A 25,847-nucleotide genomic window follows, 5' to 3' on the forward strand; every position below is an offset into this window, starting at 1 on the left:
GGAGCTCCAAGTGTTCAGGTTGGAGACCCAGTCATGTCAGCCGGAATGATGAAAAGACGCCACGGGATTCGGGTTTCCGAATCGTCGTTTTTGCAGCGCTCGCACCGTCCCTACGCCAGTATGAACTGGATCAGGTTCAACGGGTCACCGCGCTGCCATCTCGGCGTAGCGATATCTCAGCCCCTTGTCGGGACACCCCTGGTGAATGCGTGAAGTGTGGTCAAAAGCGTGGGCCGTGTCAACGAGCCCTTTGGCTCTCAAGCGTTTGTGAGAGGCACCTCGAACTGCTGACCGGGGCGCAGGCCCTTGAAGCGCTCATTACCGATACCGGCCGCAGACATGGCCGTCACAAGCGCCTTCGGCGGATCGTCGATGCCTTCATTGGTCAGCTGGAAGGTGCCGAAATGGTGGCCGATTCCGAAGGCCGCCCCGCTCAAGCGGAAGCCTTCGATCGCTTCCTCCGGGTTCTGGTGCTGCGCCTTCATGAACCAGCGCGGCTCATAAGCGCCGATCGGCATGATGGCGAGCCTGATGTCGCGGTGTTTTTCGCGCAGTTCGCGGTAGTGTTTGCCCTCGGCATAGCCGGTGTCACCGATATGGTAGATCTTGCCGCCAGGGGTCTCGATGACAAAGGCGGCCCAGAGCGCCATGCGCCTGTCGCCCATGCCGCGCGCCGACCAGTGATGGCAGGGCTCGCAATGGATGGTGACACCATTGTTGGCCTCGATGCTATCGCCCCAGTCCATCACGCTTGCCTCAATGTCCGGCACATCGCTGCGGATAATCGTGTCATTGCCGAGCGGCGTGACGAGGCGCGGCCTGTCGCGCTCGATGAGGCTTTTCAGGGTTGCGATGTCCAGATGGTCGTAGTGGTTGTGCGTCACGATCACCACGTCGATTTTCGGCAGGTCGTCGAAGGCGACGCCGGGCGGATTGTTGCGTTTAGGCCCGGCAAACGAGACGGGGCTCGCGCGTTCAGACCAGACGGGGTCGGTCAGGATGTTCAAGCCCGCCGTCTGAATGAGCAGCGTCGCATGGCCAACCATGGTCACGACAAGCCGGCTTCCCTCGACACGTGGCTCGGGTTTCGTCGTGACGAAATCCGCTGCCGCCACCGCCTTCGGCCAGTCAATCTTGCCGCCGCCAAATTGCCAGCGGAGCAGATCTGTGAAGCCACGCGGCTCTTCACCACCTGGATTGAAGAAGATCTTGCCGTCGAAATGATCCGAGAGGGGACCGGAATAGTAGCGGTTGCCGGCCTGTGCTTCACGCATGCCGAGGCCTCCGAGTGTGGCGGCAACGAGCCCGAAGCCCGACCATTTGAGAAAGCTGCGTCTGTTCATGGCTCACCCATATGTGGTTTCGTCAATTCTACGGCAATAGCGCTGATGTAGATCGCTGAACGGGGCCGAATCCCTGAAAATCGGGGCTTCGCTTGACTTCCAGGCTGTTTTCCTGTTTATCCGGCGCAATCTGCGACGAGACAAGCACTCCGAGCCGCCGACCGGGACCCGTAAAGGTATAAAGAGATCCCGGAGGTCAACACCCGACAGCGCGTTGCGCCCTCGGGTGCTTTTTGGCTTTGCGTCTTGTTTTCCGCGTGGAGAAGACCGAGGTTTCGGGTGTCCGAAACCATGCAAGGAAGAGCCGATGTTTGAAAACCTCCAGGACCGTCTTGGTTCCATTCTGAATGGACTGACCGGCCGTGGCGCCCTGTCCGAGGCGGATGTCTCGGCAGCGATGCGCGAGGTCCGTCGTGCGCTTCTCGAAGCCGACGTCGCGCTTGAAGTCGTCAAGGGCTTCACCGACCGTGTTCGTGAAAAGGCCGTTGGCGCCGCCGTCCTGAAGTCGATCAAGCCCGGCCAGATGGTCGTCAAGATCGTCCATGACGAGCTGGTCGAAATGCTGGGCACCGATGGCGTCGGCGTCGACCTGATGGCTGCCGCCCCTGTCGTGATCATGATGGTCGGCCTTCAGGGCTCGGGTAAAACCACCACGACCGGCAAGATTGCCAAGCGCCTGACGGATCGCGAGAAGAAGAAGGTCCTGATGGCCTCCCTCGACACGCGTCGACCGGCCGCCCAGGAGCAGCTTCGCCAGCTCGGCGTCCAGACCGGCATCGACACTTTGCCTGTGATCGCTGGCCAGTCGCCGACCGATATCGCATCCCGTGCTGTGCAAGCCGCAAAGCTCGGCGGCCATGACGTCGTCATTCTCGATACCGCCGGCCGCACGCATATCGACGAGCCGCTGATGATCGAGATGGCCGAGATCAAGGCCCGCTCGAAGCCGCATGAAATCCTGCTGGTCGCCGATGCGCTGACCGGTCAGGACGCCGTCAATCTCGCCCGCAATTTCGACGAGCGCGTCGGCATCACCGGTCTCGTGCTGACCCGTATGGACGGCGACGGACGCGGCGGTGCAGCCCTTTCGATGCGTGCCGTCACCGGCAAGCCAATCAAGCTGATCGGTGTCGGCGAAAAGATGACGGAGCTCGACGAGTTCCATCCGCGCCGTATCGCAGACCGCATCCTCGGCATGGGCGACATCGTCTCGCTGGTCGAGAAGGCCGCCGAGAACATCGACGCGGAAAAAGCCCGCGCCATGGCCGAGAAGATGGCCAAGGGCAAGTTCGACCTCAATGACCTGGCCGAGCAGATCAAGCAGATGCAGGCCATGGGCGGCATGGGCGGGATCATGGGCATGATGCCGGGCATGGCCGGCATGAAGGACAAGATTTCGGCCGCCGGCCTGGACGACAAGGTCTTCAAACGCCAGCTCGCGATCATCTCTTCGATGACCAAGGCCGAGCGCGCCAATCCTGATCTGCTCAAGCATTCCCGCAAGAAGCGCATCGCGGCCGGCTCCGGCACCGACGCCTCCGACATCAACAAGCTTTTGAAGATGCATCGCCAGATGGCCGACATGATGAAGGCCATGGGCGGCAAGAAGGGCGGCGGCATGATGAAGCAGATGATGGGCGGCCTTGCCTCGAAGATGGGTCTTGGCGGTATGGGTGGCGGCATGGGCATGCCTGACCTGTCGAAGATGGATCCGAAGCAGCTCGAGGCACTCGCCAAGCAGGCGGAAGCCGCCGGCATCAAGCCGGGTGGTCTGCCCGGTCTGGGCGCCGGTGGCCTGCCGGGTCTCGGTGGTCCGAAGCTCCCCGGTCTCGGCGGCGGCGGTTTCCCGGGCCTTCCCGGCCTGCCGAAGAAGAAGTGAGGAGGGGCCTGTGATCGATCCGTCCGTCAAGGAACAGCTCGCCGGCTATCGCCAGTCGATCGACAACATCGATGCGGCGTTGGTCCACATGCTGGCGGAACGCTTCCGCTGCACCAAGGCCGTCGGCGTGCTGAAGGCCACCCACGAATTGCCGCCGGCGGACCCGGCGCGCGAGGAATACCAGATCACCCGCCTGCGCCGTCTGGCACAGGATGCCAATCTGGATCCGGATTTCGCCGAGAAGTTCCTGAACTTCATCATCACCGAAGTCATCCGGCATCATGAAGCCATTGCCGCCGAACATGGCGGTGCAACCGAAAAGACCGCCTGACGGCGGCCTCAACAAGAAAAACAGGCATGCCCCGGCAGCCCGCATCGAAAACCTAAGGAGTAATACAATGTCCCTCAAGATTCGTCTCGCCCGCGGTGGTTCCAAGAAGCGCCCGTACTACCAGATCGTTGTTGCTGACGCCCGCGCACCGCGCGACGGCCGTTTCCTTGACAAGGTCGGTTCCTGGAACCCGATGCTCGGCAAGGACAACGAAAAGCGCGTCGAGCTGAACGTTGAAGCCATCAAGGCATGGGTTGCCAAGGGCGCCCAGCCGACCGACCGCGTCCTGCGTTTCATGGCTGAAGCCGGTCTCGCCGAGCGCGCTGCCCGCGTAAACCCGGACAAGGCAAAGCCGGGCAAGAAGGCCCAGGAACGCGCCGCCGAGAAGGCACAGAAGGCAGCCGACGCTGCTGCAGCTGCTTCGGAAGCCGCCGCAGAATAATCGGCATCAAGCCGTTTTCAGCGGGCGGTGGGTCACCCCACCGCCCGTTTTTGCGTTTTCTTTCCCCGTCGTTCCGCCTAAAAGGAATGTCGAACCGATGCCTCTGCAGGACCGTTCTCACCCATGAGCAAGCTTGAAAACCCGATACTGATGGCCGTTATCGGCGCTGCCCAGGGGCTGCGCGGCGAAGTGCGGGTGAAGACATTCACCGAAGATCCGCTTGGCCTCGGCGACTATGGCGTGCTTTACAGTGCCGACGGTCGCAAATTCGAGATCCTGGAGATCCGTGACGGTAAGACCGTCGCCATCGTGCGCTTTCGCGGCATCAATGACCGCAACGCTGCCGAGGTGCTGAACGGAACCGAACTCTTCGTCGATCGCGACGCTCTGCCGGATGATGATCTTGATGAGGACGAGTTCTACTATGCCGATCTCGAAGGCCTCGAGGTCTATGACGCCGAGAACAATCACTACGGTGCCGTAACTGCCGTGTATGACTTCGGCGCCGGTGATCTCCTCGAACTCAAGGGGCCGGGCAAGCGCCCCGTGCTCATTCCGTTTTCCGAAGCTGCAGTGCTCGAAATCGATCTCGAAGGCGGCCGGCTTCTGGTCGATCCGATTGCCGCTGGTCTGAAGGATGACGGCGAAGAAAAGCCCTATGGCAATGCCGGCGGCAAGCCCCGCCCGAACAATGGTCGCTGAGCGCCCCATGCCCTTCAAGGCCTCCATTCTGACGCTCTATCCGGACATGTTTCCGGGGCATCTTGGTTTGGCACTTGCGGGCCGCGCGCTGGAGCGCGGCGACTGGTCGATCGAAGCGGTCCAAATTCGGGATTTTGCCGAGGACAAGCACCGCAGTGTCGACGATACGCCGTCTGGCGGTGGCGCCGGTATGGTGCTGCGCCCCAATGTCCTGGCCCGGGCCATCGACTCTATAGCTGACGATGGACGCCCGCGCCTGTTGATGAGCCCACGTGGCCGGCCGCTCACCCAGGAGCGGGTTCGCGCATTGGCGGAAGGCGAGGGCGTGGTGATTGTCTGCGGTCGCTTCGAAGGCGTCGACCAACGGGTGATCGATGCGCGCCAGCTCGAAGAGGTTTCCATCGGCGACTATATTCTTTCCGGCGGGGAGCCTGCAGCACTCACAGTGCTCGATGCCGTGGTACGTATTCTCCCGGGGGTCATGGGAAACCAGCTCTCCGGCGTGCATGAGAGCTTCGAGGGCGGATTGCTCGAACACCCGCAATATACCCGCCCGCAGGTCTTCGAGGGGCGGGAAATACCCGAGGTGCTCACCTCAGGCAATCATGCGGCGATCGAGAAATGGCGCCATGCGCAGGCGGTTGCGCTTACGCGCGAACGTCGTCCCGACCTTCTGCCCACTCAGCCGGTGAAGAAGTAATAGACGGCGAGCGCCAGCCCTGCCGCTACGACGACCCAGCGCAGGATCGCCTGCGGCACCTTCTTCGCAACCGCCACGCCCGCGTAGCCCCCGGCTGCCACCGCCGGGATCATGATGACGGCATGCAGCCAGGAAATCGCGCCTGCCCCGACGAAGACGAGGATTGCGACAGCGGCAATCACGATCGACAGGAAGTTTTTGAGCGCATTGAGGCGGTGATAATCTCCACCGCTTGCGAGCCCCAGCGATGCCAGCATCATGATGCCCATTCCGGCACCGAAGAAGCCGCCATAAAAGGAGGTCGCACCCTGCAGCGTCAGGCCGAGCGGGGTGGCAGGATGGCTTTCTCCCTTGGTCTTTGGCCGGAGCTTCGGGCCCGCCGCAAAGATCAGGGTCGCGCCGAGCAGCAGCCATGGCACCATGGCGCGAAACGCCGGGTTGGACAGCGAGATCAGGAAGAGTGCGCCGCCGAGCGCGCCGACAGCCGAGACGCCTGCGAGGATCCAGGCACTCCGACCCATGGCCTTCAGCTCCTTGCCATAGGCCAGTGTCGAGGTGATGTAGCCGGGAAACTGGATGACCGATGAGGTCGCGTTGGCACTGATCGGCGGCAGGCCGGCAAGCGTCAGAGCGCCGAAGGTCAGGAAGGTTCCGCCGCCCGCAATCGCGTTGACCGCCCCTGACAGGAAGCCTGCGCCAAACAGCAGAAGTATCAGTGCAATCGACATGAGAACCATCTCCTCCAGAACGAGGGACCGTGATAGGAGGAGACATCCTGCGCCGCAAGGCTTCCCAAGGGATCGGGCATGCAAAAATTCACCGCCCCAGGGGTGACAAGCGGGCCGTCTTGGTGTATTGGCCGCCTCGGAAATGGGCGTTTCGCCCGTCTGCCACAACAAAGAACTGCGAATTCGCTCCGGCCCTAAGGGGTCAATATCCTCAGGCATCGTTCCAAGGGATCATCGTCGAGCGCTCTGGCTGATTCAGAAGAAACCGAGGTTAGACATGAACATCATTCAGCAGCTGGAAGCCGAACAGGCCGCCAAGATCGAAGCCAAGCGCAAGCTTCCGGAATTCTCCCCGGGCGACACGCTGCGCGTCAACGTCACCGTCAAGGAAGGCAACCGTACCCGCGTACAGGCCTATGAAGGCGTTTGCATCGCTCGTTCGGGCGCAGGCATCAACGAAAGCTTCACGGTTCGCAAGATCTCCTACGGCGAAGGCGTCGAGCGCGTATTCCCGGTCTACTCGCCGCTCGTCGAAAGCGTCGAAATCGTTCGCCGCGGTAAGGTCCGTCGCGCCAAGCTGTACTACCTGCGCGATCGTCGCGGTAAGTCTGCTCGTATCGTCGAGAACACCGGCACCCGCGCCCGCAAGCTGAACGACGCCGAGCGCGCCGCCGTTGCCGAAGAAAAGGCACGTCTGGAAGCCGAGAAGGTCGCAGCAGCACAGGCTCTGGCCGCCGAAAAGGCAGCAGCTGAAGCCGCTGAAAAGGCCGCTGCCGCTGAAGCCGCTGCTGCCGCTTCTGCCGAATAAGCAGACACCAGAACGCATTGATGAAAGGCTCCGGGTTCCGGAGCCTTTTTTCGTTTGAGCTTTGGGTTAGAGACTGACGCTGATTGCGCCGCCGGCAACGATCAGGCAGGCGAGAAGCCTGCGGACGGTCAGAGGTTCGCCCAGCAGAAGGGCTCCGATCAGCACTGCGAAGACGACGCTCGTCTCGCGTACCGCAGTCACGAGGCCTGCCGGTGCGTAGGCGTAGGCCACCACGACTAGGCCATAGGCGAGCATGGCTACCACGCCGCCACCGACTGCCTTCCAGGTCACGGGTGACTTCAGGTCGACGACGAGGCCGCGGCGGGTGATCATGAAGGTGATCGTGATCATCATGCCGAACAGGAAGAGAACCCAGAGCGCGTAAGTCACGGGTTGTTCGACCATCTTTACGCCGCGCGAATCGACCGTCGAATAGCAGGCGATGATCAGGCCCGTCGTCAGGGCGAACAGGATCGACGAGGTTGCTGCCCTCGTCTTGCCGAGCGACAGGCTCATGATCCCGGTCGCAATCAGGAGGACGCCGAGCGTTTGCCAGGTGCCGAGGATCTCTCCGAAGAAGAGGAAGCCGCCGAGTGTTACCAGCAGCGGCACGGTGCCACGCACGATCGGGTAGACCTGGCCGAGTTCCCCATGGCGATAGGCGGCGACGAGAAACAGGCTGTAGCCCACCTGCAGGCCTGCCGACAGCAGGATATAGGGCCATGCGCCTGGTCCGGGGAGCGGCAGCATGAACAGGAAGGGCAGGCAGATGACGCTGCCGGCGAGGCTCATGACGGTGATCGACCAGAGACGATCCGCACCGGTTCGAAGAAAGGCATTCCAGCTCGCGTGCAGGATAGCAGCAAGGAGCGCGAGGCAGACGGCAACGGTGCTCACGACCGCTGCCTGCGGGTCGAGGGTGTGAAATCAGGGATGTTCATGGGGGACCTTTAAGGCGGCATATGACAGTTTTGCGACACCGTGACGATAGTCGCTTCGGTCATGTTTGCAACCGGCCAGACAAAATGAAACCGCCCGCTTGTGCAGCGGGCGGCTGATGTCACGTCAAGTCTGGCTGCGGCTTAGTTGAAGTCGCGGATATCGACGAAGTGACCGGCAACGGCGGCTGCGGCTGCCATGGCAGGCGACACCAGATGGGTGCGGCCCTTGAAGCCCTGGCGTCCCTCGAAGTTGCGGTTCGAGGTCGAGGCGCAACGCTCGCCCGGCTTCAGGCGGTCGTCGTTCATGGCGAGGCACATCGAGCAGCCCGGCTCGCGCCAGTCGAAGCCTGCGGCCTTGAAGATCTTGTCGAGGCCTTCCGCTTCTGCCTGTTCCTTCACGAGGCCAGAGCCCGGGACGATCATGGCCGATACGGTGGAAGCCACCGTCTTGCCTTCGACGACCTTGGCCACTTCGCGCAGGTCCTCGATACGACCGTTGGTGCAGGAGCCGATGAAGACGCGGTCGACGGCGATGTCGGTGATCTTGGTGCCTGGCTTCAGACCCATATAGTCGAGCGCGCGCCACTTGGAGGTGCGCTTCGTTTCATCCTGAATGTCATCGGGGTTCGGGACGACGCCTTCGATCGAGACGACGTCCTCCGGCGAGGAGCCCCAGGAGACGATCGGCGGCAGGTTGGCAGCGTCGAGTACGACGACGCGGTCGAAATGCGCACCTTCATCGGACTTCAGCGTCTTCCAGTAGGAAATCGCCTGCTCCAGCGCTTCGCCCTTCGGCGCGCGCGGCTTGTCCTTGATGTATTCGAAGGTCTTTTCATCCGGTGCGATGAGGCCAGCGCGGGCACCGCCTTCGATCGTCATGTTGCAGACGGTCATACGGCCTTCCATCGAGAGCGCCTCGATCGCTTCACCGGCGAACTCGATGACGTGGCCGGTGCCACCTGCCGTGCCGATCTCGCCGATGATCGCGAGGATGATGTCCTTTGCTGTCACGCCTTCGGGCAACTTCCCGTCGACGCGCACCAGCATGTTCTTTGCCTTCTGCTGGATCAGCGTCTGGGTGGCGAGCACATGCTCGACTTCAGACGTGCCGATACCATGGGCCAGCGCGCCGAAGGCACCATGCGTCGAGGTGTGGCTGTCGCCGCAGACAATGGTCATGCCCGGCAGGGTGAAGCCCTGTTCCGGGCCGACGATGTGCACGATGCCCTGGCGCTTGTCGGATGCGGAGTAGTATTCGACGCCGAATTCGGCAGCATTGGTGGCGAGCGCCTCAACCTGGATGCGGCTTTCCTCGTTCTTGATGCCGAGATGGCGGTCCGGCGAAGTCGGAACGTTATGGTCGACCACGGCCAGCGTCTTCTGCGGTGCGCGAACCTTGCGGCCGGCCATGCGCAGCCCTTCGAAGGCCTGCGGAGACGTCACTTCATGGACGAGGTGACGGTCGATGTAGAGAAGACAGGTACCGTCGTCCTGGCGATCAACGACGTGGTCGTCCCAGATCTTGTCGTAAAGGGTGCGAGGTGAGCTCATGGCTAAGTTCCGTCCAGACTGAGGAAAGGATTTTTGAGTGTTCAGGATGCATCGACGCCGACCGTGCGGCGCAAGGCGCTCAGCCGCGGAGGCTCGCGAGTGCCCCTTGAACGCGCGCGAAGAAGCGTGCCGGCAGGCGCTTGTGGTCCTGCAGCACAATAAACTGGTTCGCGAGGCATCCGAATTTCGATCCCATGAGCGGCGTCATACCAGTTTTCGCAATTGTCGGCAATTGCTTCGCGTGCCCCGTTACACGCACTTGTCATGAAGCAGTCGTGCAAGCATGCTTGATCTTCGTCAGGACCCGATCGCCTTGCTGGAACCCGCGCCATGAACGAAGATATCCATCGCATCAAGACCGAAATTCTCGACAGTTTCGACGAGGAACTGGAGCAGCAGCTGGACGAGGAGCGCCTCGATCAACTGGTTGCCGACGGCATGGCGGAACAGACGATCGACCGGCGCGTCTATTTTCGCGAGCTCTTCCGCCTGCAGCACGAACTGGTGCGACTGCAGGACTGGGTGCAATACAAGAAGCTTAAGATGGTCGTGCTCTTCGAGGGCCGCGATTCGGCCGGCAAGGGTGGCGCGATCAAGCGCGTCACGCAGCGGCTCAATCCACGCGTCTGCCGCGTCGTGGCGCTGCCCGCACCCACAGAGCGCGAACGCAGCCAGTGGTATTTCCAGCGTTACGTGCAGCATCTGCCGACGGCTGGCGAAATGGTGCTGTTCGACCGCTCCTGGTACAACAGGGCGGGCGTCGAGCGGGTCATGGGTTTTTGTAGCCCGGATGAACTCGAAGAGTTCTTCCGGTCGGTCCCGGAATTCGAGCGCATGCTGGTCCGCTCCGGTGTGATCCTCGTGAAATACTGGTTCTCGATCACCGACGAGGAGCAGGAATTCCGCTTCCGTATGCGGATCAACGATCCCCTGAAGCAGTGGAAGCTGTCACCTATGGATCTTGAAAGCCGTGTTCACTGGGAGGCTTACACGCGCGCCAAGGAAGAGATGCTTGACCGGACCCACATCCCCGAAGCCCCGTGGTGGGTGGTCCAGGCCGTCGACAAGAAGAAGGCGAGGCTCAACATGATCGCCCATCTTCTGTCTCAGGTTCCCTACGAGAATGTGCCGAAAGAGACTGTCGAGCTCCCGGCTCGCGTCCGCAACGCCGATTACATTCGTCATCCGGTGCCAGCCGAAATGTATGTTCCCGAGCGCTACTGATATCGTCAATCATTCGCGCGTGCGGGCGCGCATGCGCTTCTCGAATCCTCTCAAGAGGATCGACAGCCCGATGGTCAGCACCAAATAGACATAGGCCACGATCGAATAGGTCTCGAAAAACCGGAAGGACCCGGAGGCGTAAACCTTACCCATCTGGGTGATGTCGGCGACACCGAGCACCGAGACCAGCGAACTGTCCTTTACCATTGCCACGAAGTCGTTTGAAAGCGGCGGAAAGATCACGCGGATGGCTTGCGGGAAGACCACCAGACGAAAACGCTGGCTGCGACTGAGGCCGAGCGCCTTGGCGGCCTCGATCTGACCCTTGTCGATCGACTGGATGCCGGCGCGGAAAATTTCGGCGATGAAGGCCGAATAGCCGATCATCAGGGCAATGATAGCCCGCCACATCAGCGAAAAGTCCCTGACGACCATCGGGTCCGTCAGCCCGATCGAGATCAGCGGTGCCGTGACAAGATTGTAGAGAGCGACAATAGCAGGCGCTCCGACGAAGGCGATGTAGAAGAGCAGCACCAGGATCGGGATACCCCGCACCACCTCCACGTAAAAGCGCGCCATCTGTCGCAGGAATGTGCTGTCCGACATGCCGAGGAGAGCAATCAGCAGGCCGAGTGCCGTGGCCAGCAAAAAGCCGATCAGAGTAACGAACACAGTAACACCGAGGCCCGTGACCACGGTGTTGAAGACCTGAGCATAGAGGTCGCTTACAAAGATGACGATGCCGAGCGTGACCGCCAGCATGACGAAGGCGACCAGCCACCATGGGCGGTCGCCTTTTTGTTCACCCTGAGGCAGGGTCTGAAATGCCATCAGTCACCCGCCTTCAGGTCGCAGGGACGGAAGGGTTTCATTCGCCCATCTTGTAGTCGAGGAACCACTTCTTGTTCAGCGCTTCGATCGTGCCATCGGCTTTCATCGAGGCGATGGCCGCATTCACCGGGGCCACGAGATCAGAGCCCTTGGTGAAGATGAAGCCGAAGTCTTCCGAACCGAGCGGACCGCCGATGAGCTTCAGGCCGCCGTTCGAGGAATCGACATAGCCCTTCCCGGCCGTGCTGTCCGTCAGGACCACGTCGACATCACCCGTCTTCAGCGCCTGGACGGTCGCGCCGAAGGTTTCAAACAGCTTGATGCGTGGGTTCTGCTCGTTGCCGTCGAGGATCTCGTATACGGCAGTGTAGAAGGGCGTGGTGCCCGGCTGTGCACCGACGAGACCATCCTTGAATTCGCTGAAGCTCTTGCCATCGGTGAAGCGGGTTTCATCGCCACGGACCAGCATGAACTGCTCGGAACGCATATAGGGCTCGGAGAAATCCACCTTTTCCTTGCGGTCTTCCTTGATGGTGATGCCGGTCATGCCGATGTTGAACTGACCATCCGAGACAGCCTGGATCATCGCGTCCCAGGAGGTGTTCTGGTATTCCACCTTGAAATTCAGACGCTTGGCGATCTCGTTCATCGCGTCATATTCCCAGCCGATCTGCTGGCCCGATTTGGGGTCCACGAATTGCAGCGGCGGATAGGCGTTTTCCGTTACGACAACGACGGATTTTCCGCCGAGATCCGGCAGGTCGCTCGCATGCGCGGCGAAAGGAACAAGGGCAAGGGCGGACAGACCGGCAAGAACGGCGCGGCGGAACAGCATGGAAATCTCCCGAATTGTGGCAGCGCAGAGTGTCACATCTTGTTCCATGCTGGCAAGGACTGCCAACGCGACGACGAACACCTGACGCAACTTGTTCTAGCAGTGCCGGTGGGGTGGGTGGTTCTGTTTTTCAGACCTTAACTGGAAAAACTGCCTTCTGGCGGCGCCCTCCAGCAAACGATATCCCTTCGGGCAATTTTCCTCGCTGTTCCAAGGGATAAGTTCATGCTCAAGCGATCCGCAGTTCTGGCCATCAGCCTAGGCTTGTTCACGCCTTTGACCTACCCCGCTATGGTCTCTGCCCAGGAGGCTGTCGTCGCCGCGGTCGACAAGGAAGCCTTGTTCACAAGTGCCGATCCGAAGCTGCATGCCAACAAGCAGGTCGTCTATCACATCATGCGCGACCTCTTGGAAGCCGGGCATTGGGACAAGGCCGATCAGTTCCTGACCGAGCGCTACCTCCAGCACAATCCGAACGTCCCTTCGGGTCGTGATACCGTCGTCGGGTTTTTCACTCAGGTCCTGAAGGTCGAAAAGAAGCCGATCCCCGAGAAACTGTCGACACCAGTGGCATTCGTCACCGCCGAGGGCGACCTGGTCACGGTTGCCATCGTTCGGGAGGAGAAGGACCCGAAGGATCCTTCCAAGACCTATACCACCACCTGGTACGACACCTGGCGCATCGTCGACGGAAAGGCCGACGAGCACTGGGATTCGGCAATCAAGGAATAAAGTAAAAGCGGGCCACCCTCGTTTCCGCAGGTGGCCCGCACAATTCTGATCAGTCGTGTCTCACGTGAATCAGAAGGTTGCCGTCTTCGGATCCGGTCCGATGCGAGCGCCCGCGTCATCCAGTCCGTTCAGTCTGTCCAGATCCTCCGCCGACAGCTTGAAGTCGAAAACCTTGAAGTTCTCGACGATGCGCGACGGCGTGACCGACTTCGGGATGACCACAAGGCCATTCTCGATATGCCAGCGAATGATCACTTGAGCTGGTGTGCGGCCAAGTTTCTGGGCAATCTCTGCGATGACAGGATGGCCAAGCAGCTTGCCCTGGCCAAGGGGGCTCCAGGACTGCGTGGCGATCTTGTGCTTCTCGTGGAAGGCGCGGGTTTCGCGCTGCTGGAAGTCAGGGTGAAGCTCGATCTGGTTGATGACAGGCACGACGCCGGTCTCGGCCACGATCTTTTCGATATGCTCCGGATAGAAGTTCGACACGCCGATCGACTTCGCCCGACCTTCCTCTTTCAGCGATACAAGGGCCTTCCAGGTGTCGACGAAGAGGCCACGATGCGCTGACGGCCAGTGGATGAGATAAAGGTCGACGTAATCAGTGCCGAGGCGCTTGAGGCTCGCTTCGAAAGCCTTCAGCGTCTGCTCGTAACCTTGATCCGTGTTCCACAGCTTGGTGGTCAGAAAGATGTCGGAGCGCGGAAGGCCGGACTGGCGGATGCCTTCTCCCACCCCCTGCTCGTTTTCATAGACGGCCGCCGTGTCGACATGCCGATAGCCGGCGTCGAGTGCTGCCTTGACCGCCGGTGCCGCCTCATTGTCGGGCGTTTGCCACACACCAAGGCCAACCTGCGGGATGCGGGTGCCATCATGCAGCGAAAGGTAAAGCTGATCTGTCATATTGAAATCTCCAGGTCGGGGATGGTCAACGCAATGGATGCGGAAGGAAAATGGAGCGGTAAAATCCGGGCTCCGATGCCGGCCGCCTTTCCTAACTAGTCCGATCCGGCCGCGATAAAAGAGGCATGCGGTCCAATTCGCCTGAACGGGATATCAGAGAACCTGAAGGATCGTCCTGCGGTCAAGATGCGGCAGGAGGCGGCACATGTCCCGGTGGCGAATGGCTACGCATCCCTCCGTCGGCGTGAAGCCCGGTCTTGCAATGTGGAAGAAGATCGCCGATCCGCAGCCCCTCTTTCGCATGCGCATGTTCCAGTCCATCACGACGCAGATGTCATAGAGTTCGTCCACGCGCTCGATACGTTCGTGGCTTGCCGTGAAGGGCGCGCGAACCGGGCGATTGTAGTTTGGGTGACCATTGGCGTCGCACCAGAGCATGTCGCTGCGGGTGCGCAGCAGCCGGAGCTGGCTTTGTGGCGGCTTGATGCGATCACCTCGGTGATAGGCATAGAGGAGGGGCATGCTGGCAATCGGCGTTGCGCCATCACCCTCGCGCTTGCGGCTCGTCCTGCCGCTTCGGCCGATGGCCGCGGGAATGCTGAGGGTACCCGCTTGTAGAATAGCCCGGCGTTGGTCGCGCGGAGCCGAGCGGACCACAATACGGGCCAAAGTCTTTCGTTGCTGTCGCGAAACCTTCGGTCTCTTGGTCACGACTTTTTGCCTTGTTCGTGATTATTGTTGTACGCTGAGCTCTTCAACTGCTGCAACAACGACTTACATGCCGTGCAAGAGGGCAGCAAGGCCTTCGCCGATGGACCATTCTGGAAGGATGACGGATGACGACGCGGACCATTCTGCTCGTGGATGACGACGATGATCTGAGGCAGATCCTGGTCGAGCAGCTCTCGCTTTACGAAGAGTTCTCGCTGCTTCAGGAAAGTAACGCCACCCGCGCCATGCAGACGGCCAAGACTGCGCAGGTCGATCTGATGATCATGGACGTTGGTCTGCCGGACATGGACGGTCGTGAAGCCGTGAAGCTGCTGCGCAAGGGCGGGTTCAAGTCACCGGTGATCATGCTCACCGGGCATGACACGGATTCCGATACGATCCTCGGCCTTGAGGCAGGTGCCAACGATTACGTCACCAAACCCTTCCGCTTCGCCGTTCTGCTGGCCCGCATCCGGGCGCAGCTACGCCAATACGAGCAGAGCGAAGATGCGACCTTCGGCGTCGGTCCCTATCTGTTCAAGCCGAGCCAGAAGCTGCTGACCACCGACGATGGCAAGAAGATCAGGCTGACGGAGAAGGAATCGGCGATCATCCGATACCTCTACCGCGCTGGCCAGAAAGTGGTCACGCGAGACGTGCTGCTTGAGGAGGTCTGGGGTTACAATTCTGGAGTAACCACCCACACGCTCGAAACCCATGTCTATCGTCTTCGTCAGAAGATCGAGCGCGATCCGTCAAATGCAGAGATTCTGGTGACGGAAAACGGCGGCTACAAGATCGTTCCCTGATTGGGATCAGGATGCATCATGCCGGGGATGAGGATGACCGACGGGTCGTCACTCTCCCCGTTTTGCGTTATGCACTGTCGACGCTGCGATCGAAATCGCCAACCGCCTGCAGAGGATGAACGCCATGGCACTCAGCGACGACATCGAGCTATTGTCGGAATTGCCGCTCTTCTCTGGGCTGGACACGGATCAGATCCGACTGATCGCCTTCGGAGCAGAGCATCGACAGGTCGCCGCAGGCCAGGCGCTCTTCAGAGAAAAGGCGCCGGCCGAATGCGCCTATGTGATCGCGCGCGGCGAAATCGAGCTCTACGTGATCGGCCGGGATGGCAAACCTCATCTCGAGACGCGTGTCGGGCCGGGCGTGATGCTGTCTGAGCTCGCACTGGTGACCATGGTGGAGCGTAAATACACCGCGGTTGCTGCGCAGGATGTCGAAGTCATCCGTATCACGCGCGCGCTTTTTCACCGGCTGCTTGAGGAATATCCGCAGATGGCCCGCCAGGTCGAGGGCAGGATCAAGCAGTCCCTGACCGCATTGATCGAAGGGTCTGAAGCCCTGGCGCCGCGCTTCAAATAAATAGCTTGCTGTCTATCGCCTGCTATGCGGCCTTGAAGTGTGCTGTCACTGGCACATGGTCGGAAGGTTGGGTCCAGCCGCGCGCTTCTTTCATCACGTCAATGCCTGTGAGCAGCGGTGCCAGATCCGAAGAGGACCAGACATGGTCGAGGCGCCGGCCGCGATCGGCTGCCGCCCAATCCTTGGCGCGGTAGCTCCACCACGTGTAGAGCTTCTCAGAGGCCGGCACCTGCTGGCGCATCAGGTCCACCCACTTGCCCTGTCGCATGATGTCGAGCAGTCCTTCGGTTTCCACTGGCGTGTGACTGACGATCTTCAGCATCTGCTTGTGCGACCAGACGTCGTGTTCCAGCGGCGCAATATTGAGATCGCCGACCAGAATGGAGCCGGTGTTCGGCTCCGCCTCGGCGGAGAGCAGCTTCATCTCTTCGATGAAATCGAGCTTGTGGCCGAATTTGGGGTTCAAGTCGCGGTTCGGTTCGTCTCCACCTGCCGGAACATAGAAATTGTGCAGGCGGATCCGACGGCCGGCCCATTCGAAGACAGCCGAGATGTGGCGGCTGTCGCCGACACCGCAATAGTCCTGGCGATGATCCTCGGTGAGCGGCATCTTGGAGCAGATCGCCACCCCGTGATAGCCTTTCTGGCCATGGATCACGATGTGGGAATAACCAAGAGCCGCAATTGCTTCGGCGGGGAACTGGTCATTCTGGCATTTGATCTCCTGCAGGCACAGGATGTCCGGGTTTACCCGTTTCAGAAAATCCTCGACGATCGGCAGGCGTAGGCGCACCGAGTTGATATTCCAGGTGGTGATCGCGAGGCTCATGGGCGCTACCTTGTTGTCCGTCCCCGCGTCTTTATGGGATTTGCTGCGCCCTGAACAGAAAAAGGCGGCGAACCTTGTGGGTCTCGCCACCTTCTCCACAATCAGGCATCTGAGGAAGTTCAGCCGCGCTTCTGTCCATGCACTTCCGCATAGGGAATTTCGAAAACACTCGGGTCAAACTGTAGGCCGCTCTGTACATTGAAGATCATCACCGAAGTGTCCTTCTTCTGCATGTCGGTGATCGTCCACTGGCGCAACTCGTAGGACTTGGGATCGAACATCAGGGTGATGGTCGAGTCGCCGAAGATCGTTCGGTCGCCGAGCACAATCGTTGTCAGATCGGCCTCCTGCTTCACGTCGCGGACCATCTGGTTGCCAAGATCGATGCGTTCAGCAAGCAAGAGGCTGAGCGGCGTCTTGTTGAGGGGGTAGAGGTCCCAGGTCTTCAGCTTTGTATTGCCGATGACCACGTTCTTGCCGTCGGAAATCACGCGCATCGGCGAGGGTTTTTCGTAGTTGAAGCGCAGTTTGCCCGGGCGTTCAATAAAGAACTTGCCGCCGGTCTGCTCGCCGCGCGGACCGAACTGGACGAATTCGCCCATCATCGTCTTCACGCTCGAGAAGTGGTCAGCGATCTGCTGGGCTGCGCTCGGCGCAGCGAAGACGGGGAACGGCAGGGCGGCGCATGCCATGAATGCGGCCGTTCCCAGCACGAACTTGCGACGGCTGGCCATCACCGGCATGCGTGCGTCGCGTTCAGTTTTGTCGGTCATGCGGTACTCCTTCATATGCTCATGGTTTCGCCGAAAAAGGCGGCGGCTTCATGGCCATGATTGCCAGTGCCGCTGTGGCAACTCGTCCGGGGCCTGTTGTTCCACGGCGAGCTGAACCGATCTCACTCTTCCGTGGGAACAAGGATCTCGCGCTTCCCGGCGTGATTGGCCGGACCGATGATGCCTTCCTTCTCCATCCGCTCGATCAGCGAGGCGGCACGGTTGTAACCAATGCCGAGGCGCCGCTGAACATAGGAGGTCGATGCCTTGCCGTCGCGCAGAACAATGGCCACGGCCTGGTCGTAGGGGTCGTCCGATTCGCCGAGATTGCCGGTCCCGATCGGACCACCGCCGTCTTCGCCATCTTCATCGTCATCTATGGTGATGGCTTCCAGATATTGCGGAGATCCTTGCGTTTTCAGGTAGGCGACGATCTCTTCCACTTCATGGTCTGAGACGAAGGGCCCGTGGACGCGCTGGATGCGGCCGCCACCGGCCATATAGAGCATGTCGCCCATGCCAAGCAGCTGCTCTGCGCCCTGTTCGCCGAGGATGGTGCGGCTGTCGATCTTCGAGGTGACCTGGAACGAGATTCGGGTCGGGAAGTTCGCCTTGATGGTGCCTGTGATGACATCGACCGACGGGCGCTGGGTTGCCATGATGACATGGATGCCAGCTGCGCGCGCCATCTGGGCGAGGCGTTGTACGGCGCCTTCGATTTCTTTACCTGCGACCATCATCAGGTCGGCCATCTCGTCGATGATCACGACGATATACGGCAGGGGCTGCAGGTCGAATTCTTCCGTCTCGTAAATCGCCTCACCGCTTTGCCGGTCGAAACCGGTCTGCACGGTCCGGGTCAGGATCTCGCCCTTCTCCAGTGCCTGGGCGACACGGGTATTGAAGCCATCAATGTTGCGGACGCCGATCTTCGACATCTTCTTGTAGCGCTCTTCCATCTCGCGGACGGTCCATTTCAGCGCCACCACGGCCTTTTTCGGATCGGTCACGACCGGAGACAGGAGATGCGGGATGCCGTCATAGACGGAGAGTTCCAGCATCTTCGGGTCGATCATGATCAGCCGGCACTGTTCCGGTGTCATCTTGTAGAGCAGCGAGAGGATCATCGTGTTGATGGCGACCGACTTGCCCGAGCCGGTTGTCCCGGCCACGAGCAGATGCGGCATCTTGGCGAGGTCGGCGATCACAGGTTCGCCGCCGATTGTCTTGCCCAGTGCCATGGCGAGCTTCGCCTTGTTGCCATCGAAGTCGCGTGAGCCGATCAGTTCGCGGAGATAGACGGTTTCGCGTGTCTGGTTCGGGAGTTCGATACCTATGGCGTTTCGACCAGGAACAACCGCAACACGTGCGGCTATCGCGCTCATGGAGCGTGCGATATCATCGGCGAGGCCAATGACACGGGAGGACTTGATGCCGGGTGCCGGTTCCAGCTCGTAAAGCGTGACCACAGGGCCGGGACGGACATGGATGATCTCGCCTTTCACGCCGAAATCGTCGAGAACGCCTTCCAGCAGGCGAGCATTGTGTTCAAGGGCTTCAGCAGACAGTGTCGCATCTCTCGCGATCGCGCGTGGTTCGGCAAGAAGATGTACGGATGGCAGCTGGAAGCCTTCCGGGCGCAGAAGTGTGCCTTGCGCATCCCGCTCGACGCGCGGCCCCGGCTTTGGACGAGCAGCGGGTGCCACGACCCGCGGCGAGGTTCCTGGAGCCCGTGCAGATGCTGCCCGCACGCCGTCATCCGGCAAGATCCCGACAGGGCGCGGCATGTCGTCCAGGTCGAAATCCTCGTCGTCGAAGTTGCTGGCCGACATCGGTGGCGGAGAGACGATGGAGCGACTGGCCGGACGGGCTGGGGCCGCATCAAGCGATGGCTCGACGCGCGCATTCAACGGCATTGCCTTCGCCCGGACAGGCTCGTTCAAGGTGCCGAATTCGTCATCATTGAAATCATAGGGTTGCTCGAAGTCGCGATCGCGGCGCTCGCTCGCTTTGAGTCCGAAGAGCCTGCGGATCCGGGCACGCGTGGTGTACCAGTTGTGAGTGGCAGCACCGATGAGCAGAGCGATCGGGCCCTCCCTCTCATCTTCTTCCTCGTCATCGTCGAAGATCGGCTCCTTCGGCTGACGTCGCAATACAGGCGCAACCGGCGCGTCGTCCTCTACCACTTCCGTGGGTCTGCCTAGAATGCCTGCGGCAAACAGCATCAGCCATGTGGCAGGCAATGCCAGAATGCTGCCGAGCGCCATGGCGAATGTCGAGGTCGGATAGGCTCCGATGAACAATGCGGGGAAACGCAGGATGAGATCGCCGAGCACGCCACCGGTGCCGCTGGGGAGCGGCCATGTGTTGGGGGGTGGGAAGCAGCCCACGGCCGCAGCAGCGATCAGAGCGCCTGTGAACCAGGCGCCGACACGCGCGGGGATGCGGCTGAGCCGGCGTCCGCCGATGAGTGCGAAGGACCAGGCGAGAACCGGCAAGAGGGCCAGTAGGCTGCCGATGCCAAAAAACTGCATCATCAGGTCGGCAAAGACCGCGCCTGGCAATCCGAGTATGTTGGTGGGTGGATTCTCGGTCGCATAGGATAGGCTTGGGTCGGAGACATTCCAGGTGGCCAGTGCTGCGACTGCCAGAACCAGAAGCAGAAAGAGCGCGAAACCGGTCAGCGCGAGAAACTGCCGAAACAGGAACGCGGACAATGCGGAGCGGGTGGAATGCTCCTGCAGTGCTGCGGAATGGCCTCTGTTCATGGGTTGTCTGTCCGTCCTGTTGCCGGTGATGCCTTCGGACCCCCGGTTTGAGCCGGGATCGCCATCCGGAACCCTACAGGACGGAGGGTTAATGGCGCATTAACCATGCCCGTCGGTGTTGTCCCGTCATTCCGGAAAACAGAAAAACGCCCGGGTAATGAGACCCGGGCGCTTTCACATTTCAAATAGTCGAGATCGCGGTTGATCTCAATTGTGGTAGGCGGCTTCGCCGTGCGAGGCAAGGTCGAGACCTTCGCGTTCGGCTTCGACCGGAACGCGCAGGCCGACAACCATGTCGACGATCTTGAAGAGGATGATCGAGATGATACCGCACCACAGAACGGTGACGACAACAGCCTTCAGCTGGTTGAAGACCTGGGTCGCCGTGCCGGCATAGGTGGCTGCGAAGTCGGCCGTCGAATAGTCAACGATGCCTGCACCGCCAAGGGCGGGGTTTACGAACACGCCGGTCAGAAGGGCGCCGATGATGCCGCCGACACCGTGGATGCCGAAGACGTCAGCCGTGTCGTCGTAGCCGAACTTGTTCTTCACCGTCGAGCAGAAGAAGTAGCAGATCGGAGAAACGATGAGACCCATGACGATCGCGCCCATCGGGCCAGCGAAGCCGGCGGCCGGGGTGACGACGACGAGGCCTGCGATCGCACCCGAGACGGCGCCGAGCATCGATGCCTTGCCACGCGAGAAGGTTTCCACCAGGGCCCAGGAGAGGATCGCGGCGGCGGTTGCGAGGAAGGTGTTGATCATGGCGAGTGCGGCATAACCATTGGCTTCCAGGTTGGAGCCGGCGTTGAAGCCGAACCAGCCAACCCAGAGAAGGCCAGCGCCAATCAGCGTCATGGTCATCGAGTGCGGAGCCATCATGTCCTTGCCGTAGCCGGTGCGCTTGCCGACCATGATCGCGCCGATCAGACCGGCGATACCTGCATTGATGTGAACGACAGTGCCGCCTGCGAAGTCGATCGCGCCGAAGCCGAAGATGAGGCCGGTCGGATCAGCGTAGGCGCTCGGGCCGCCCCAGAACCAGACCATGTGGGCGATCGGGAAGTAGACGAAGGTGAGCCAGAGAGCCGAGAACAGGATCACGGCCGAGAACTTCACGCGCTCGGCGAAGGCGCCGACGATGAGGGCCGGGGTGATCGCTGCGAACGTCATCTGGAAGCAGACGAAGACGAGTTCCGGAATGGCAACGCCCTTGGTGAAGCTTTCCGCCATGGTCGAGACGTCGACGCCGGACAGGAACATCTTCGAGAAGCCGCCGACGAAGGAGTTGAGGCTGCCGCCGTTGGTGAAGGCGAGCGAATAGCCGTAGATGACCCAGAGGATCATGGCCATGGCAGCGATCGTGGTGACCTGCATCAGGACCGACAGCATGTTCTTGGCGCGGACGAGACCACCGTAGAACAGGCCGAGACCCGGGATGGTCATCAGCAGAACCAGGACGACTGAGACCAGCATCCAGGTAGTGTCGCCTTTGTCGACGGTCATGGCGGGCGCCGCGGCAGCTGCCGCTTCGGCTGCAGCCGGAGCCGCTTCCTGCGCAAAGGCGACAACCGGCGCCAGCAGTGCTGCGGACGCGGCGCCAAGGCGCACGAGATTGGAATTAAGCTTGGCAAATGACATCAGTAACAACTCCCCTTACAGCCGTTCTTACAGCGCTTCGGTATTGGTTTCGCCGGTGCGGATGCGCACGGCCTGATCGATCGCGTAGACGAAGATCTTGCCGTCGCCGATCTGGCCGGTCTTGGCAGCGGAAGCGATGGCTTCAACGGCCTTGTCGGCAAGTTCGGACGAGACGGCGATCTCGATCTTCAGTTTCGGCAGAAAGCTGACGGCGTATTCGGTGCCGCGGTAGATTTCGGTGTGCCCCTTCTGGCGACCATAGCCCTTGACCTCGGTCACGGTCAGGCCCTGGATCCCCACAGCCGTCAAGGCCTCGCGTACCTCGTCCAGCTTGAACGGCTTGATGATAGCCATCACAATCTTCATCTGGTTTCCCATCCTTTGCTTGTCCTCGGCTCGGAGCCGACTCTCCTTGCCGCCGGCAGGAACATTCGCGCAGCGACTGAAGATAGACATTCAAAAGGCGTGCCAGATTCGGAATTCTCTATAAGTTATTGAAATGTAAAGGATCTGCAAAGCCTAACTAATAAACAGGCAGATGAATGCGCATTGAGCGCATAAATATTGTGCAGAAAGCGGAAAATGGCCTAAAATTAGTCATTTGCCCGTTTGCGGATCAGACCCTCCTGGGCAACTGAGGCGATCAGCCGACCATCACGGGTGAAAATGCTGCCCCGGGTCATGCCGCGGGCGCCTGCCGCGCTCGGACTGTCCTGGGTGTAGAGAAGCCAGTCATCCAGTCGGCAGGGGCGGTGGAACCACATGGCATGATCAAGGCTTGCCACCTGCAGCTCGGGATCGAAGATCGACGTGCCATGGGCGTAAAGGGATGTGTCGAGCAAGGTCATGTCCGAGAGATAGGCAAGGATGGCTGCCTGGTAATGTCGGTCGTCCGGCACGAGACCCGAAGCGCGGACCCAGATATGGGCTTCCGGTTCCAGCTTTTCGCGGGACAGATAGTGGGTCAGCGAGGTAGGGCGAATCTCGATCGGGCGTTCGCGGCCCCAGTATTTCTTCACCGTGTCCGGTGCCTGCGCGAGGAAGGCAGCGCGGAATTCCGCCTCGCCCATCAGCGTCTCGGGCGCGGGTACATCCGGGATCTTGATCTGGTGGTCGAAGCCGGTCTCTTCCACCTGAAAGGACGCAGACATCGAGAAGATCGCCTTGCCGTGTTGAATGGCCACCACGCGCCGGGTGGTGAAGGACGAGCCGTCCCGGATGCGCTCGACCTGGTAGACGATCGGGATCGAGGGGTCGCCCGGGCGCATGAAATAGGCATGCAGGGAATGGACGATACGATCCGGATCGACGCAGCGTTGCGCCGCCATCAGTGCCTGTGCGATGACGAGCCCGCCGAAGACGCGCTGCCAGCCGTTTTGCGGACTGCTGCCGCGAAACAGGTTTTCCTCCAGCTTCTCCAGATCGAGACGCTCGATCAGGTCCTGCATCGGTCTGGTCTGTCCTGATGGCTGCGACATAATGCATTGCTCCGCTTATAGGCACCCGTTCAAGGCTGATCTATATAGGTGACATCAGGTCTACAAGAACAAAGGATTTCGCCATGCTGGATGTGTTGGTCGTCGGCGGTGGCTATGTGGGGCTTTCTGCTGCCGTCGCTATCAAGCAGGCCGCGCCGCATCTCGCGGTCGAAGTCGTTGAGGCTGCCCCGGAGGATGCCTGGAAGAGAGATCCTCGTGCCTCCGCCATCATTGCAGCTGCTACCAAGATGCTTGACGTCTTTGGTCTTTGGGGTCGCATCGAGCCGGATGCGCAGCCGATCACACGGATGATCGTGACGGACTCGAAGACCTCAGATCCCGTGCGCCCTGTGTTCCTCACCTTCGATGGTGCGGTCGAGGACGGCCGCCCGTTTGCACACATGATTCCGAACGTCAGTATGGTTGCTGCGCTGCGCGACGCCTGCGCGGATCGGGGAATTGTCATCCGTCATGGCCTGCGCGCAACAGGGTTCCGCGATACCGGACCAAGCGCCGAACTCACCCTGTCCGACGGCAGCGTTATCCAGGCGCGCCTCGTGGTTGCCTGCGACGGAGTGCGCTCCAGGTTGCGCGATCTTGCCGGCATCAGGACCGTCACCTGGCAATATGGCCAATCGGGAATCGTCACTACCGTTGAGCATGAGCGACCGCATGATGGTGTCGCGGAGGAACATTTTCTTCCGGCCGGGCCGTTCGCGATCCTGCCGCTCAAAGGCAACCGATCTTCGCTCGTCTGGACGGAGCGGACCGAGGACGCTGACCGGCTCGTCGCCTCCGACGGTCTCGTGTTCGAAGCCGAACTCGAACGTCGTTTCGGTCACAAGCTCGGCACGATCCGTGCGACGCCCGATCGTCGCGCCTTCCCGCTCGGCCTGACACTGGCGCGTGCCTTCATCGCGCCGAGACTGGCGCTCGCCGGCGATGCCGCGCATGGCATCCATCCTATTTCCGGCCAGGGTCTCAATCTTGGTTTCAAGGATGTTGCAGCGCTGGCCGAAACAGTGGTCGAGGCAGATCGCCTCGGTCTCGACATCGGTTCAGTCAACGTACTCGACCGCTATCAGGTCTGGCGGCGCTTCGACACGTTCCGCATGGGGGTCACGACCGACGTGCTAAATCGCTTGTTCTCCAACGACGTGACGCCAATCCGTGTGTTGCGTGATCTCGGGCTCGGCGTTGTCGATCGCATCCCGGGCTTGAAGAGCTATTTCATCCGCGAGGCCGCTGGTGCGTCGGGCCACAACCGTCCGCGTCTGCTCGGCGGGCAAAACATCTGAAGGCGACCGTGACGCCGATTGCCAATCCTTGCACTGGCAATCGGCAGCTTAGGTCGAACTATCCAGCTTGCGTGCCTCGGACACCAGCATGATCGGGATCCCGTCCCGTATCGGATAGGCGAGCCGCGCCTTTTCCGAGATGAGCTCGCTCTTCTCGCGATCCCATTTCAGCGTTCCCTGCGTAAGCGGGCATACGAGAAGCTCCAGCATCTTCGGATCCACAAGACTGGTCTGATTGTCGGCCATGGGCTTACTGAAGCATGGTGTCTGCATCACCGAAGGTGCGAGCCAATACGATTTCGGTGATGGCGATCAGCGTCTCGGCGCGCGTCTTCAGATCCGGTGCTTCCAGCAAGGCCTGCTTTTCAGGTGGCCCGAAGGGCGACATCATGGAGAGTGAGTTGACCAGGGTCAGATTCGATGCGCGCTCGACGCTTTCCCAGTCGGCTTCCAGCTTGTTGGCCTCCAGATAGGCCTTGAAGGCTGCGAGGAGGCCCGTGCGGTCAACCTGGCCTTCATCTTCCGCACTCGTCAGATCGGCGACGAACGGTGCGATGTGGAAGCTCCGGAACGGTTTTGAGGTGTGGACTTCGTCCATCAGACGGAAACGGCAGACACCAGCCAGCGACACGATGCAGCGCCCGTCACCGGTTTCGGTGAATGATGTAATGCGTCCCAAGCAACCGACGGGAGCCAGTTGCGGCCGCTCCGGCAAGATGTTCGCCTGTACCTCCGACAAGGCAGGCTGAATCATTCCGATCAGTCTGTTGCCCGAGAGTGCCGCATCGAGCATTGCGAGATAGCGCGGCTCGAAGATGTTCAGGGGAAGCTGTCCACCGGGCAACAACAACACGCCGGAGATGGGGAAGACCGGAACCGTTTCCGGAAGGTCTTCCGCTGTCAGATATCGGGCATTTCCCACTTGCATCGAAGCACATCCTGTCCGGATGACATCCGGCGTTCGTTCTTGCTTCTATCTGGGTCGCGCCAGCCAAAACTCAAGGCCGGGGACA

The 25,847-nt window shown here is 60.7% G+C and carries 27 protein-coding genes and 1 riboswitch; of the genes, 11 read left to right on the forward strand and 16 right to left on the reverse strand.

Translation table 11 applies throughout. The features are described 5' to 3' along the window. Positions 1 to 89: 89 nt before the first annotated feature. Positions 90 to 210: riboswitch (TPP riboswitch) on the reverse strand. Positions 211 to 257: 47 nt separating this feature from the next. After that, positions 258 to 1,343 carry an MBL fold metallo-hydrolase gene (locus J2045_RS15965; protein WP_307374518.1) on the reverse strand — a complete coding sequence of 362 codons (1,086 nt, stop codon included), beginning with the start codon at positions 1,341 to 1,343 and terminating at the stop codon, positions 258 to 260. A gap of 307 nt (positions 1,344 to 1,650) precedes the next feature. Here J2045_RS15965 and ffh point away from each other — a divergent pair, with 307 nt between their 5' ends. The 5 genes from ffh (at position 1,651) to trmD (ending at position 5,397) form a co-directional block, all read left to right on the forward strand. Beyond that, positions 1,651 to 3,222 carry a signal recognition particle protein gene (gene ffh, locus J2045_RS15970; RefSeq protein WP_307374520.1) on the forward strand — a complete coding sequence of 524 codons (1,572 nt, stop codon included), beginning with the start codon at positions 1,651 to 1,653 and terminating at the stop codon, positions 3,220 to 3,222. Between the two features lie 10 nt (positions 3,223 to 3,232). After that, complete coding sequence (locus tag J2045_RS15975) at positions 3,233 to 3,553, forward strand: chorismate mutase (RefSeq protein ID WP_307374522.1); 321 nt, start codon at positions 3,233 to 3,235, stop codon at positions 3,551 to 3,553. Positions 3,554 to 3,620: 67 nt separating this feature from the next. Continuing rightward, positions 3,621 to 3,995: a 30S ribosomal protein S16 gene (gene rpsP / locus J2045_RS15980; protein ID WP_102021147.1), complete on the forward strand. Its 375-nt coding sequence runs from the start codon at positions 3,621 to 3,623 to the stop codon at positions 3,993 to 3,995. 123 nt (positions 3,996 to 4,118) lie between these two features. After that, positions 4,119 to 4,697, forward strand: a complete 579-nt coding sequence (gene rimM / locus J2045_RS15985) for a ribosome maturation factor RimM (RefSeq protein ID WP_307374525.1) — start codon at positions 4,119 to 4,121, stop codon at positions 4,695 to 4,697. 7 nt (positions 4,698 to 4,704) lie between these two features. Then, a complete protein-coding gene (trmD, locus tag J2045_RS15990) occupies positions 4,705 to 5,397 on the forward strand; it encodes a tRNA (guanosine(37)-N1)-methyltransferase TrmD (protein WP_307374527.1) in 693 nt (230 codons plus the stop codon). Here trmD and J2045_RS15995 read toward each other — a convergent pair. Further along, positions 5,379 to 6,125: a sulfite exporter TauE/SafE family protein gene (locus tag J2045_RS15995; protein ID WP_307374529.1), complete on the reverse strand. Its 747-nt coding sequence runs from the start codon at positions 6,123 to 6,125 to the stop codon at positions 5,379 to 5,381. The two genes, trmD and J2045_RS15995, sit on opposite strands and share 19 nt — an antisense overlap. Before the next feature lie 277 nt (positions 6,126 to 6,402). Here J2045_RS15995 and rplS point away from each other — a divergent pair, with 277 nt between their 5' ends. Beyond that, positions 6,403 to 6,933, forward strand: coding sequence for a 50S ribosomal protein L19 (gene rplS / locus J2045_RS16000; protein ID WP_307374531.1), 531 nt, complete (start codon positions 6,403 to 6,405; stop codon positions 6,931 to 6,933). A 66-nt stretch (positions 6,934 to 6,999) separates the two neighbouring features. Here rplS and J2045_RS16005 read toward each other — a convergent pair whose 3' ends face one another. Continuing rightward, the gene (locus tag J2045_RS16005; protein WP_307374533.1) at positions 7,000 to 7,830 is read right to left on the reverse strand and encodes a DMT family transporter; all 831 of its coding nucleotides are present in this window, start codon (positions 7,828 to 7,830) and stop codon (positions 7,000 to 7,002) included. A gap of 185 nt (positions 7,831 to 8,015) precedes the next feature. Next, positions 8,016 to 9,425 carry a 3-isopropylmalate dehydratase large subunit gene (leuC, locus tag J2045_RS16010; RefSeq protein WP_307374536.1) on the reverse strand — a complete coding sequence of 470 codons (1,410 nt, stop codon included), beginning with the start codon at positions 9,423 to 9,425 and terminating at the stop codon, positions 8,016 to 8,018. 330 nt (positions 9,426 to 9,755) lie between these two features. On the opposite strand from leuC, the gene ppk2 reads away from it, so the two are divergent. Then, positions 9,756 to 10,649 (forward strand): polyphosphate kinase 2, encoded by an 894-nt coding sequence (gene ppk2 / locus J2045_RS16015; protein ID WP_166601690.1) that lies wholly within the window; start codon positions 9,756 to 9,758, stop codon positions 10,647 to 10,649. A 9-nt stretch (positions 10,650 to 10,658) separates the two neighbouring features. Here ppk2 and J2045_RS16020 read toward each other — a convergent pair whose 3' ends face one another. Both J2045_RS16020 and J2045_RS16025 read right to left on the reverse strand, forming a co-directional pair. Further along, positions 10,659 to 11,480 carry an amino acid ABC transporter permease gene (locus J2045_RS16020; RefSeq protein ID WP_307374537.1) on the reverse strand — a complete coding sequence of 274 codons (822 nt, stop codon included), beginning with the start codon at positions 11,478 to 11,480 and terminating at the stop codon, positions 10,659 to 10,661. A 37-nt stretch (positions 11,481 to 11,517) separates the two neighbouring features. Beyond that, on the reverse strand, positions 11,518 to 12,315 hold the full coding sequence (locus J2045_RS16025) for a basic amino acid ABC transporter substrate-binding protein (RefSeq protein ID WP_307374538.1): 798 nt from the start codon (positions 12,313 to 12,315) through the stop codon (positions 11,518 to 11,520). Positions 12,316 to 12,540: 225 nt separating this feature from the next. On the opposite strand from J2045_RS16025, the gene J2045_RS16030 reads away from it, so the two are divergent. Next, complete coding sequence (locus J2045_RS16030) at positions 12,541 to 13,047, forward strand: nuclear transport factor 2 family protein (protein ID WP_307374539.1); 507 nt, start codon at positions 12,541 to 12,543, stop codon at positions 13,045 to 13,047. A 69-nt stretch (positions 13,048 to 13,116) separates the two neighbouring features. Here the strand turns inward: J2045_RS16030 and J2045_RS16035 are convergent, their stop codons facing one another. After that, on the reverse strand, positions 13,117 to 13,947 hold the full coding sequence (locus tag J2045_RS16035) for an aldo/keto reductase (protein ID WP_307374541.1): 831 nt from the start codon (positions 13,945 to 13,947) through the stop codon (positions 13,117 to 13,119). 153 nt (positions 13,948 to 14,100) lie between these two features. Next, positions 14,101 to 14,658: a L,D-transpeptidase family protein gene (locus J2045_RS16040; protein ID WP_307374542.1), complete on the reverse strand. Its 558-nt coding sequence runs from the start codon at positions 14,656 to 14,658 to the stop codon at positions 14,101 to 14,103. 125 nt (positions 14,659 to 14,783) lie between these two features. Between J2045_RS16040 and J2045_RS16045 the strand changes: the two genes are divergently transcribed. Together J2045_RS16045 and J2045_RS16050 are read left to right on the forward strand one after the other, a co-directional pair. After that, the gene (locus tag J2045_RS16045) at positions 14,784 to 15,467 is read left to right on the forward strand and encodes a response regulator transcription factor (RefSeq protein WP_102021136.1); all 684 of its coding nucleotides are present in this window, start codon (positions 14,784 to 14,786) and stop codon (positions 15,465 to 15,467) included. 124 nt (positions 15,468 to 15,591) lie between these two features. After that, the gene (locus J2045_RS16050) at positions 15,592 to 16,047 is read left to right on the forward strand and encodes a cyclic nucleotide-binding domain-containing protein (protein WP_307374546.1); all 456 of its coding nucleotides are present in this window, start codon (positions 15,592 to 15,594) and stop codon (positions 16,045 to 16,047) included. Positions 16,048 to 16,069: 22 nt separating this feature from the next. Here the strand turns inward: J2045_RS16050 and J2045_RS16055 are convergent, their stop codons facing one another. The 6 genes from J2045_RS16055 to tesB form a co-directional block, all read right to left on the reverse strand. Next, positions 16,070 to 16,876, reverse strand: coding sequence for an exodeoxyribonuclease III (locus J2045_RS16055; RefSeq protein WP_307374548.1), 807 nt, complete (start codon positions 16,874 to 16,876; stop codon positions 16,070 to 16,072). 119 nt (positions 16,877 to 16,995) lie between these two features. After that, on the reverse strand, positions 16,996 to 17,649 hold the full coding sequence (locus J2045_RS16060) for an outer membrane lipoprotein carrier protein LolA (protein WP_307374549.1): 654 nt from the start codon (positions 17,647 to 17,649) through the stop codon (positions 16,996 to 16,998). A 122-nt stretch (positions 17,650 to 17,771) separates the two neighbouring features. After that, positions 17,772 to 20,417 carry an FtsK/SpoIIIE family DNA translocase gene (locus J2045_RS16065; RefSeq protein WP_307374551.1) on the reverse strand — a complete coding sequence of 882 codons (2,646 nt, stop codon included), beginning with the start codon at positions 20,415 to 20,417 and terminating at the stop codon, positions 17,772 to 17,774. Between the two features lie 207 nt (positions 20,418 to 20,624). Then, positions 20,625 to 22,058: an ammonium transporter gene (locus J2045_RS16070; protein ID WP_307374553.1), complete on the reverse strand. Its 1,434-nt coding sequence runs from the start codon at positions 22,056 to 22,058 to the stop codon at positions 20,625 to 20,627. Positions 22,059 to 22,085: 27 nt separating this feature from the next. Beyond that, the gene (locus tag J2045_RS16075) at positions 22,086 to 22,436 is read right to left on the reverse strand and encodes a P-II family nitrogen regulator (RefSeq protein ID WP_076396987.1); all 351 of its coding nucleotides are present in this window, start codon (positions 22,434 to 22,436) and stop codon (positions 22,086 to 22,088) included. 215 nt (positions 22,437 to 22,651) lie between these two features. Further along, a complete protein-coding gene (gene tesB, locus J2045_RS16080) occupies positions 22,652 to 23,536 on the reverse strand; it encodes an acyl-CoA thioesterase II (protein ID WP_307374555.1) in 885 nt (294 codons plus the stop codon). Positions 23,537 to 23,589: 53 nt separating this feature from the next. On the opposite strand from tesB, the gene J2045_RS16085 reads away from it, so the two are divergent. Beyond that, positions 23,590 to 24,834, forward strand: coding sequence for a ubiquinone biosynthesis hydroxylase (locus J2045_RS16085; protein ID WP_307374650.1), 1,245 nt, complete (start codon positions 23,590 to 23,592; stop codon positions 24,832 to 24,834). 48 nt (positions 24,835 to 24,882) lie between these two features. Here J2045_RS16085 and J2045_RS16090 read toward each other — a convergent pair whose 3' ends face one another. Together J2045_RS16090 and J2045_RS16095 are read right to left on the reverse strand one after the other, a co-directional pair. Next, the gene (locus J2045_RS16090) at positions 24,883 to 25,080 is read right to left on the reverse strand and encodes a Trm112 family protein (protein ID WP_307374556.1); all 198 of its coding nucleotides are present in this window, start codon (positions 25,078 to 25,080) and stop codon (positions 24,883 to 24,885) included. A gap of 4 nt (positions 25,081 to 25,084) precedes the next feature. Next, positions 25,085 to 25,762, reverse strand: coding sequence for an LON peptidase substrate-binding domain-containing protein (locus tag J2045_RS16095; protein ID WP_307374558.1), 678 nt, complete (start codon positions 25,760 to 25,762; stop codon positions 25,085 to 25,087). Between the last annotated feature and the right edge of the window lie 85 nt (positions 25,763 to 25,847).

The organism is Peteryoungia aggregata LMG 23059 (genome assembly GCF_030814435.1).
GTDB lineage: Bacteria > Pseudomonadota > Alphaproteobacteria > Rhizobiales > Rhizobiaceae > Allorhizobium > Allorhizobium aggregatum.

Excerpts from the sequence above, each read along its gene's own strand:
- J2045_RS15995 (WP_307374529.1), bottom strand. The coding sequence starts at position 6,125 with ATGTCGATTGCACTGATACTTCTGCTGTTTGGCGCAGGCTTCCTGTCA.
- J2045_RS16075 (WP_076396987.1), bottom strand. The coding sequence starts at position 22,436 with ATGGGAAACCAGATGAAGATTGTGATGGCTATCATCAAGCCGTTCAAG.
- trmD (WP_307374527.1), top strand. The coding sequence starts at position 4,705 with ATGCCCTTCAAGGCCTCCATTCTGACGCTCTATCCGGACATGTTTCCG.
- J2045_RS16025 (WP_307374538.1), bottom strand. The coding sequence starts at position 12,315 with ATGCTGTTCCGCCGCGCCGTTCTTGCCGGTCTGTCCGCCCTTGCCCTT.
- J2045_RS16035 (WP_307374541.1), bottom strand. The coding sequence starts at position 13,947 with ATGACAGATCAGCTTTACCTTTCGCTGCATGATGGCACCCGCATCCCG.
- leuC (WP_307374536.1), bottom strand. The coding sequence starts at position 9,425 with ATGAGCTCACCTCGCACCCTTTACGACAAGATCTGGGACGACCACGTC.
- J2045_RS16045 (WP_102021136.1), top strand. The coding sequence starts at position 14,784 with ATGACGACGCGGACCATTCTGCTCGTGGATGACGACGATGATCTGAGG.
- J2045_RS16055 (WP_307374548.1), bottom strand. The coding sequence starts at position 16,876 with ATGAGCCTCGCGATCACCACCTGGAATATCAACTCGGTGCGCCTACGC.
- J2045_RS16090 (WP_307374556.1), bottom strand. The coding sequence starts at position 25,080 with ATGGCCGACAATCAGACCAGTCTTGTGGATCCGAAGATGCTGGAGCTT.
- J2045_RS16095 (WP_307374558.1), bottom strand. The coding sequence starts at position 25,762 with ATGCAAGTGGGAAATGCCCGATATCTGACAGCGGAAGACCTTCCGGAA.
- ffh (WP_307374520.1), top strand. The coding sequence starts at position 1,651 with ATGTTTGAAAACCTCCAGGACCGTCTTGGTTCCATTCTGAATGGACTG.
- J2045_RS16065 (WP_307374551.1), bottom strand. The coding sequence starts at position 20,417 with ATGAACAGAGGCCATTCCGCAGCACTGCAGGAGCATTCCACCCGCTCC.
- rpsP (WP_102021147.1), top strand. The coding sequence starts at position 3,621 with ATGTCCCTCAAGATTCGTCTCGCCCGCGGTGGTTCCAAGAAGCGCCCG.
- J2045_RS16020 (WP_307374537.1), bottom strand. The coding sequence starts at position 11,480 with ATGGCATTTCAGACCCTGCCTCAGGGTGAACAAAAAGGCGACCGCCCA.
- J2045_RS16060 (WP_307374549.1), bottom strand. The coding sequence starts at position 17,649 with ATGACCGACAAAACTGAACGCGACGCACGCATGCCGGTGATGGCCAGC.
- tesB (WP_307374555.1), bottom strand. The coding sequence starts at position 23,536 with ATGTCGCAGCCATCAGGACAGACCAGACCGATGCAGGACCTGATCGAG.
- J2045_RS15965 (WP_307374518.1), bottom strand. The coding sequence starts at position 1,343 with ATGAACAGACGCAGCTTTCTCAAATGGTCGGGCTTCGGGCTCGTTGCC.
- J2045_RS16030 (WP_307374539.1), top strand. The coding sequence starts at position 12,541 with ATGCTCAAGCGATCCGCAGTTCTGGCCATCAGCCTAGGCTTGTTCACG.
- rimM (WP_307374525.1), top strand. The coding sequence starts at position 4,119 with ATGAGCAAGCTTGAAAACCCGATACTGATGGCCGTTATCGGCGCTGCC.
- J2045_RS16050 (WP_307374546.1), top strand. The coding sequence starts at position 15,592 with ATGGCACTCAGCGACGACATCGAGCTATTGTCGGAATTGCCGCTCTTC.
- J2045_RS16070 (WP_307374553.1), bottom strand. The coding sequence starts at position 22,058 with ATGTCATTTGCCAAGCTTAATTCCAATCTCGTGCGCCTTGGCGCCGCG.
- ppk2 (WP_166601690.1), top strand. The coding sequence starts at position 9,756 with ATGAACGAAGATATCCATCGCATCAAGACCGAAATTCTCGACAGTTTC.
- rplS (WP_307374531.1), top strand. The coding sequence starts at position 6,403 with ATGAACATCATTCAGCAGCTGGAAGCCGAACAGGCCGCCAAGATCGAA.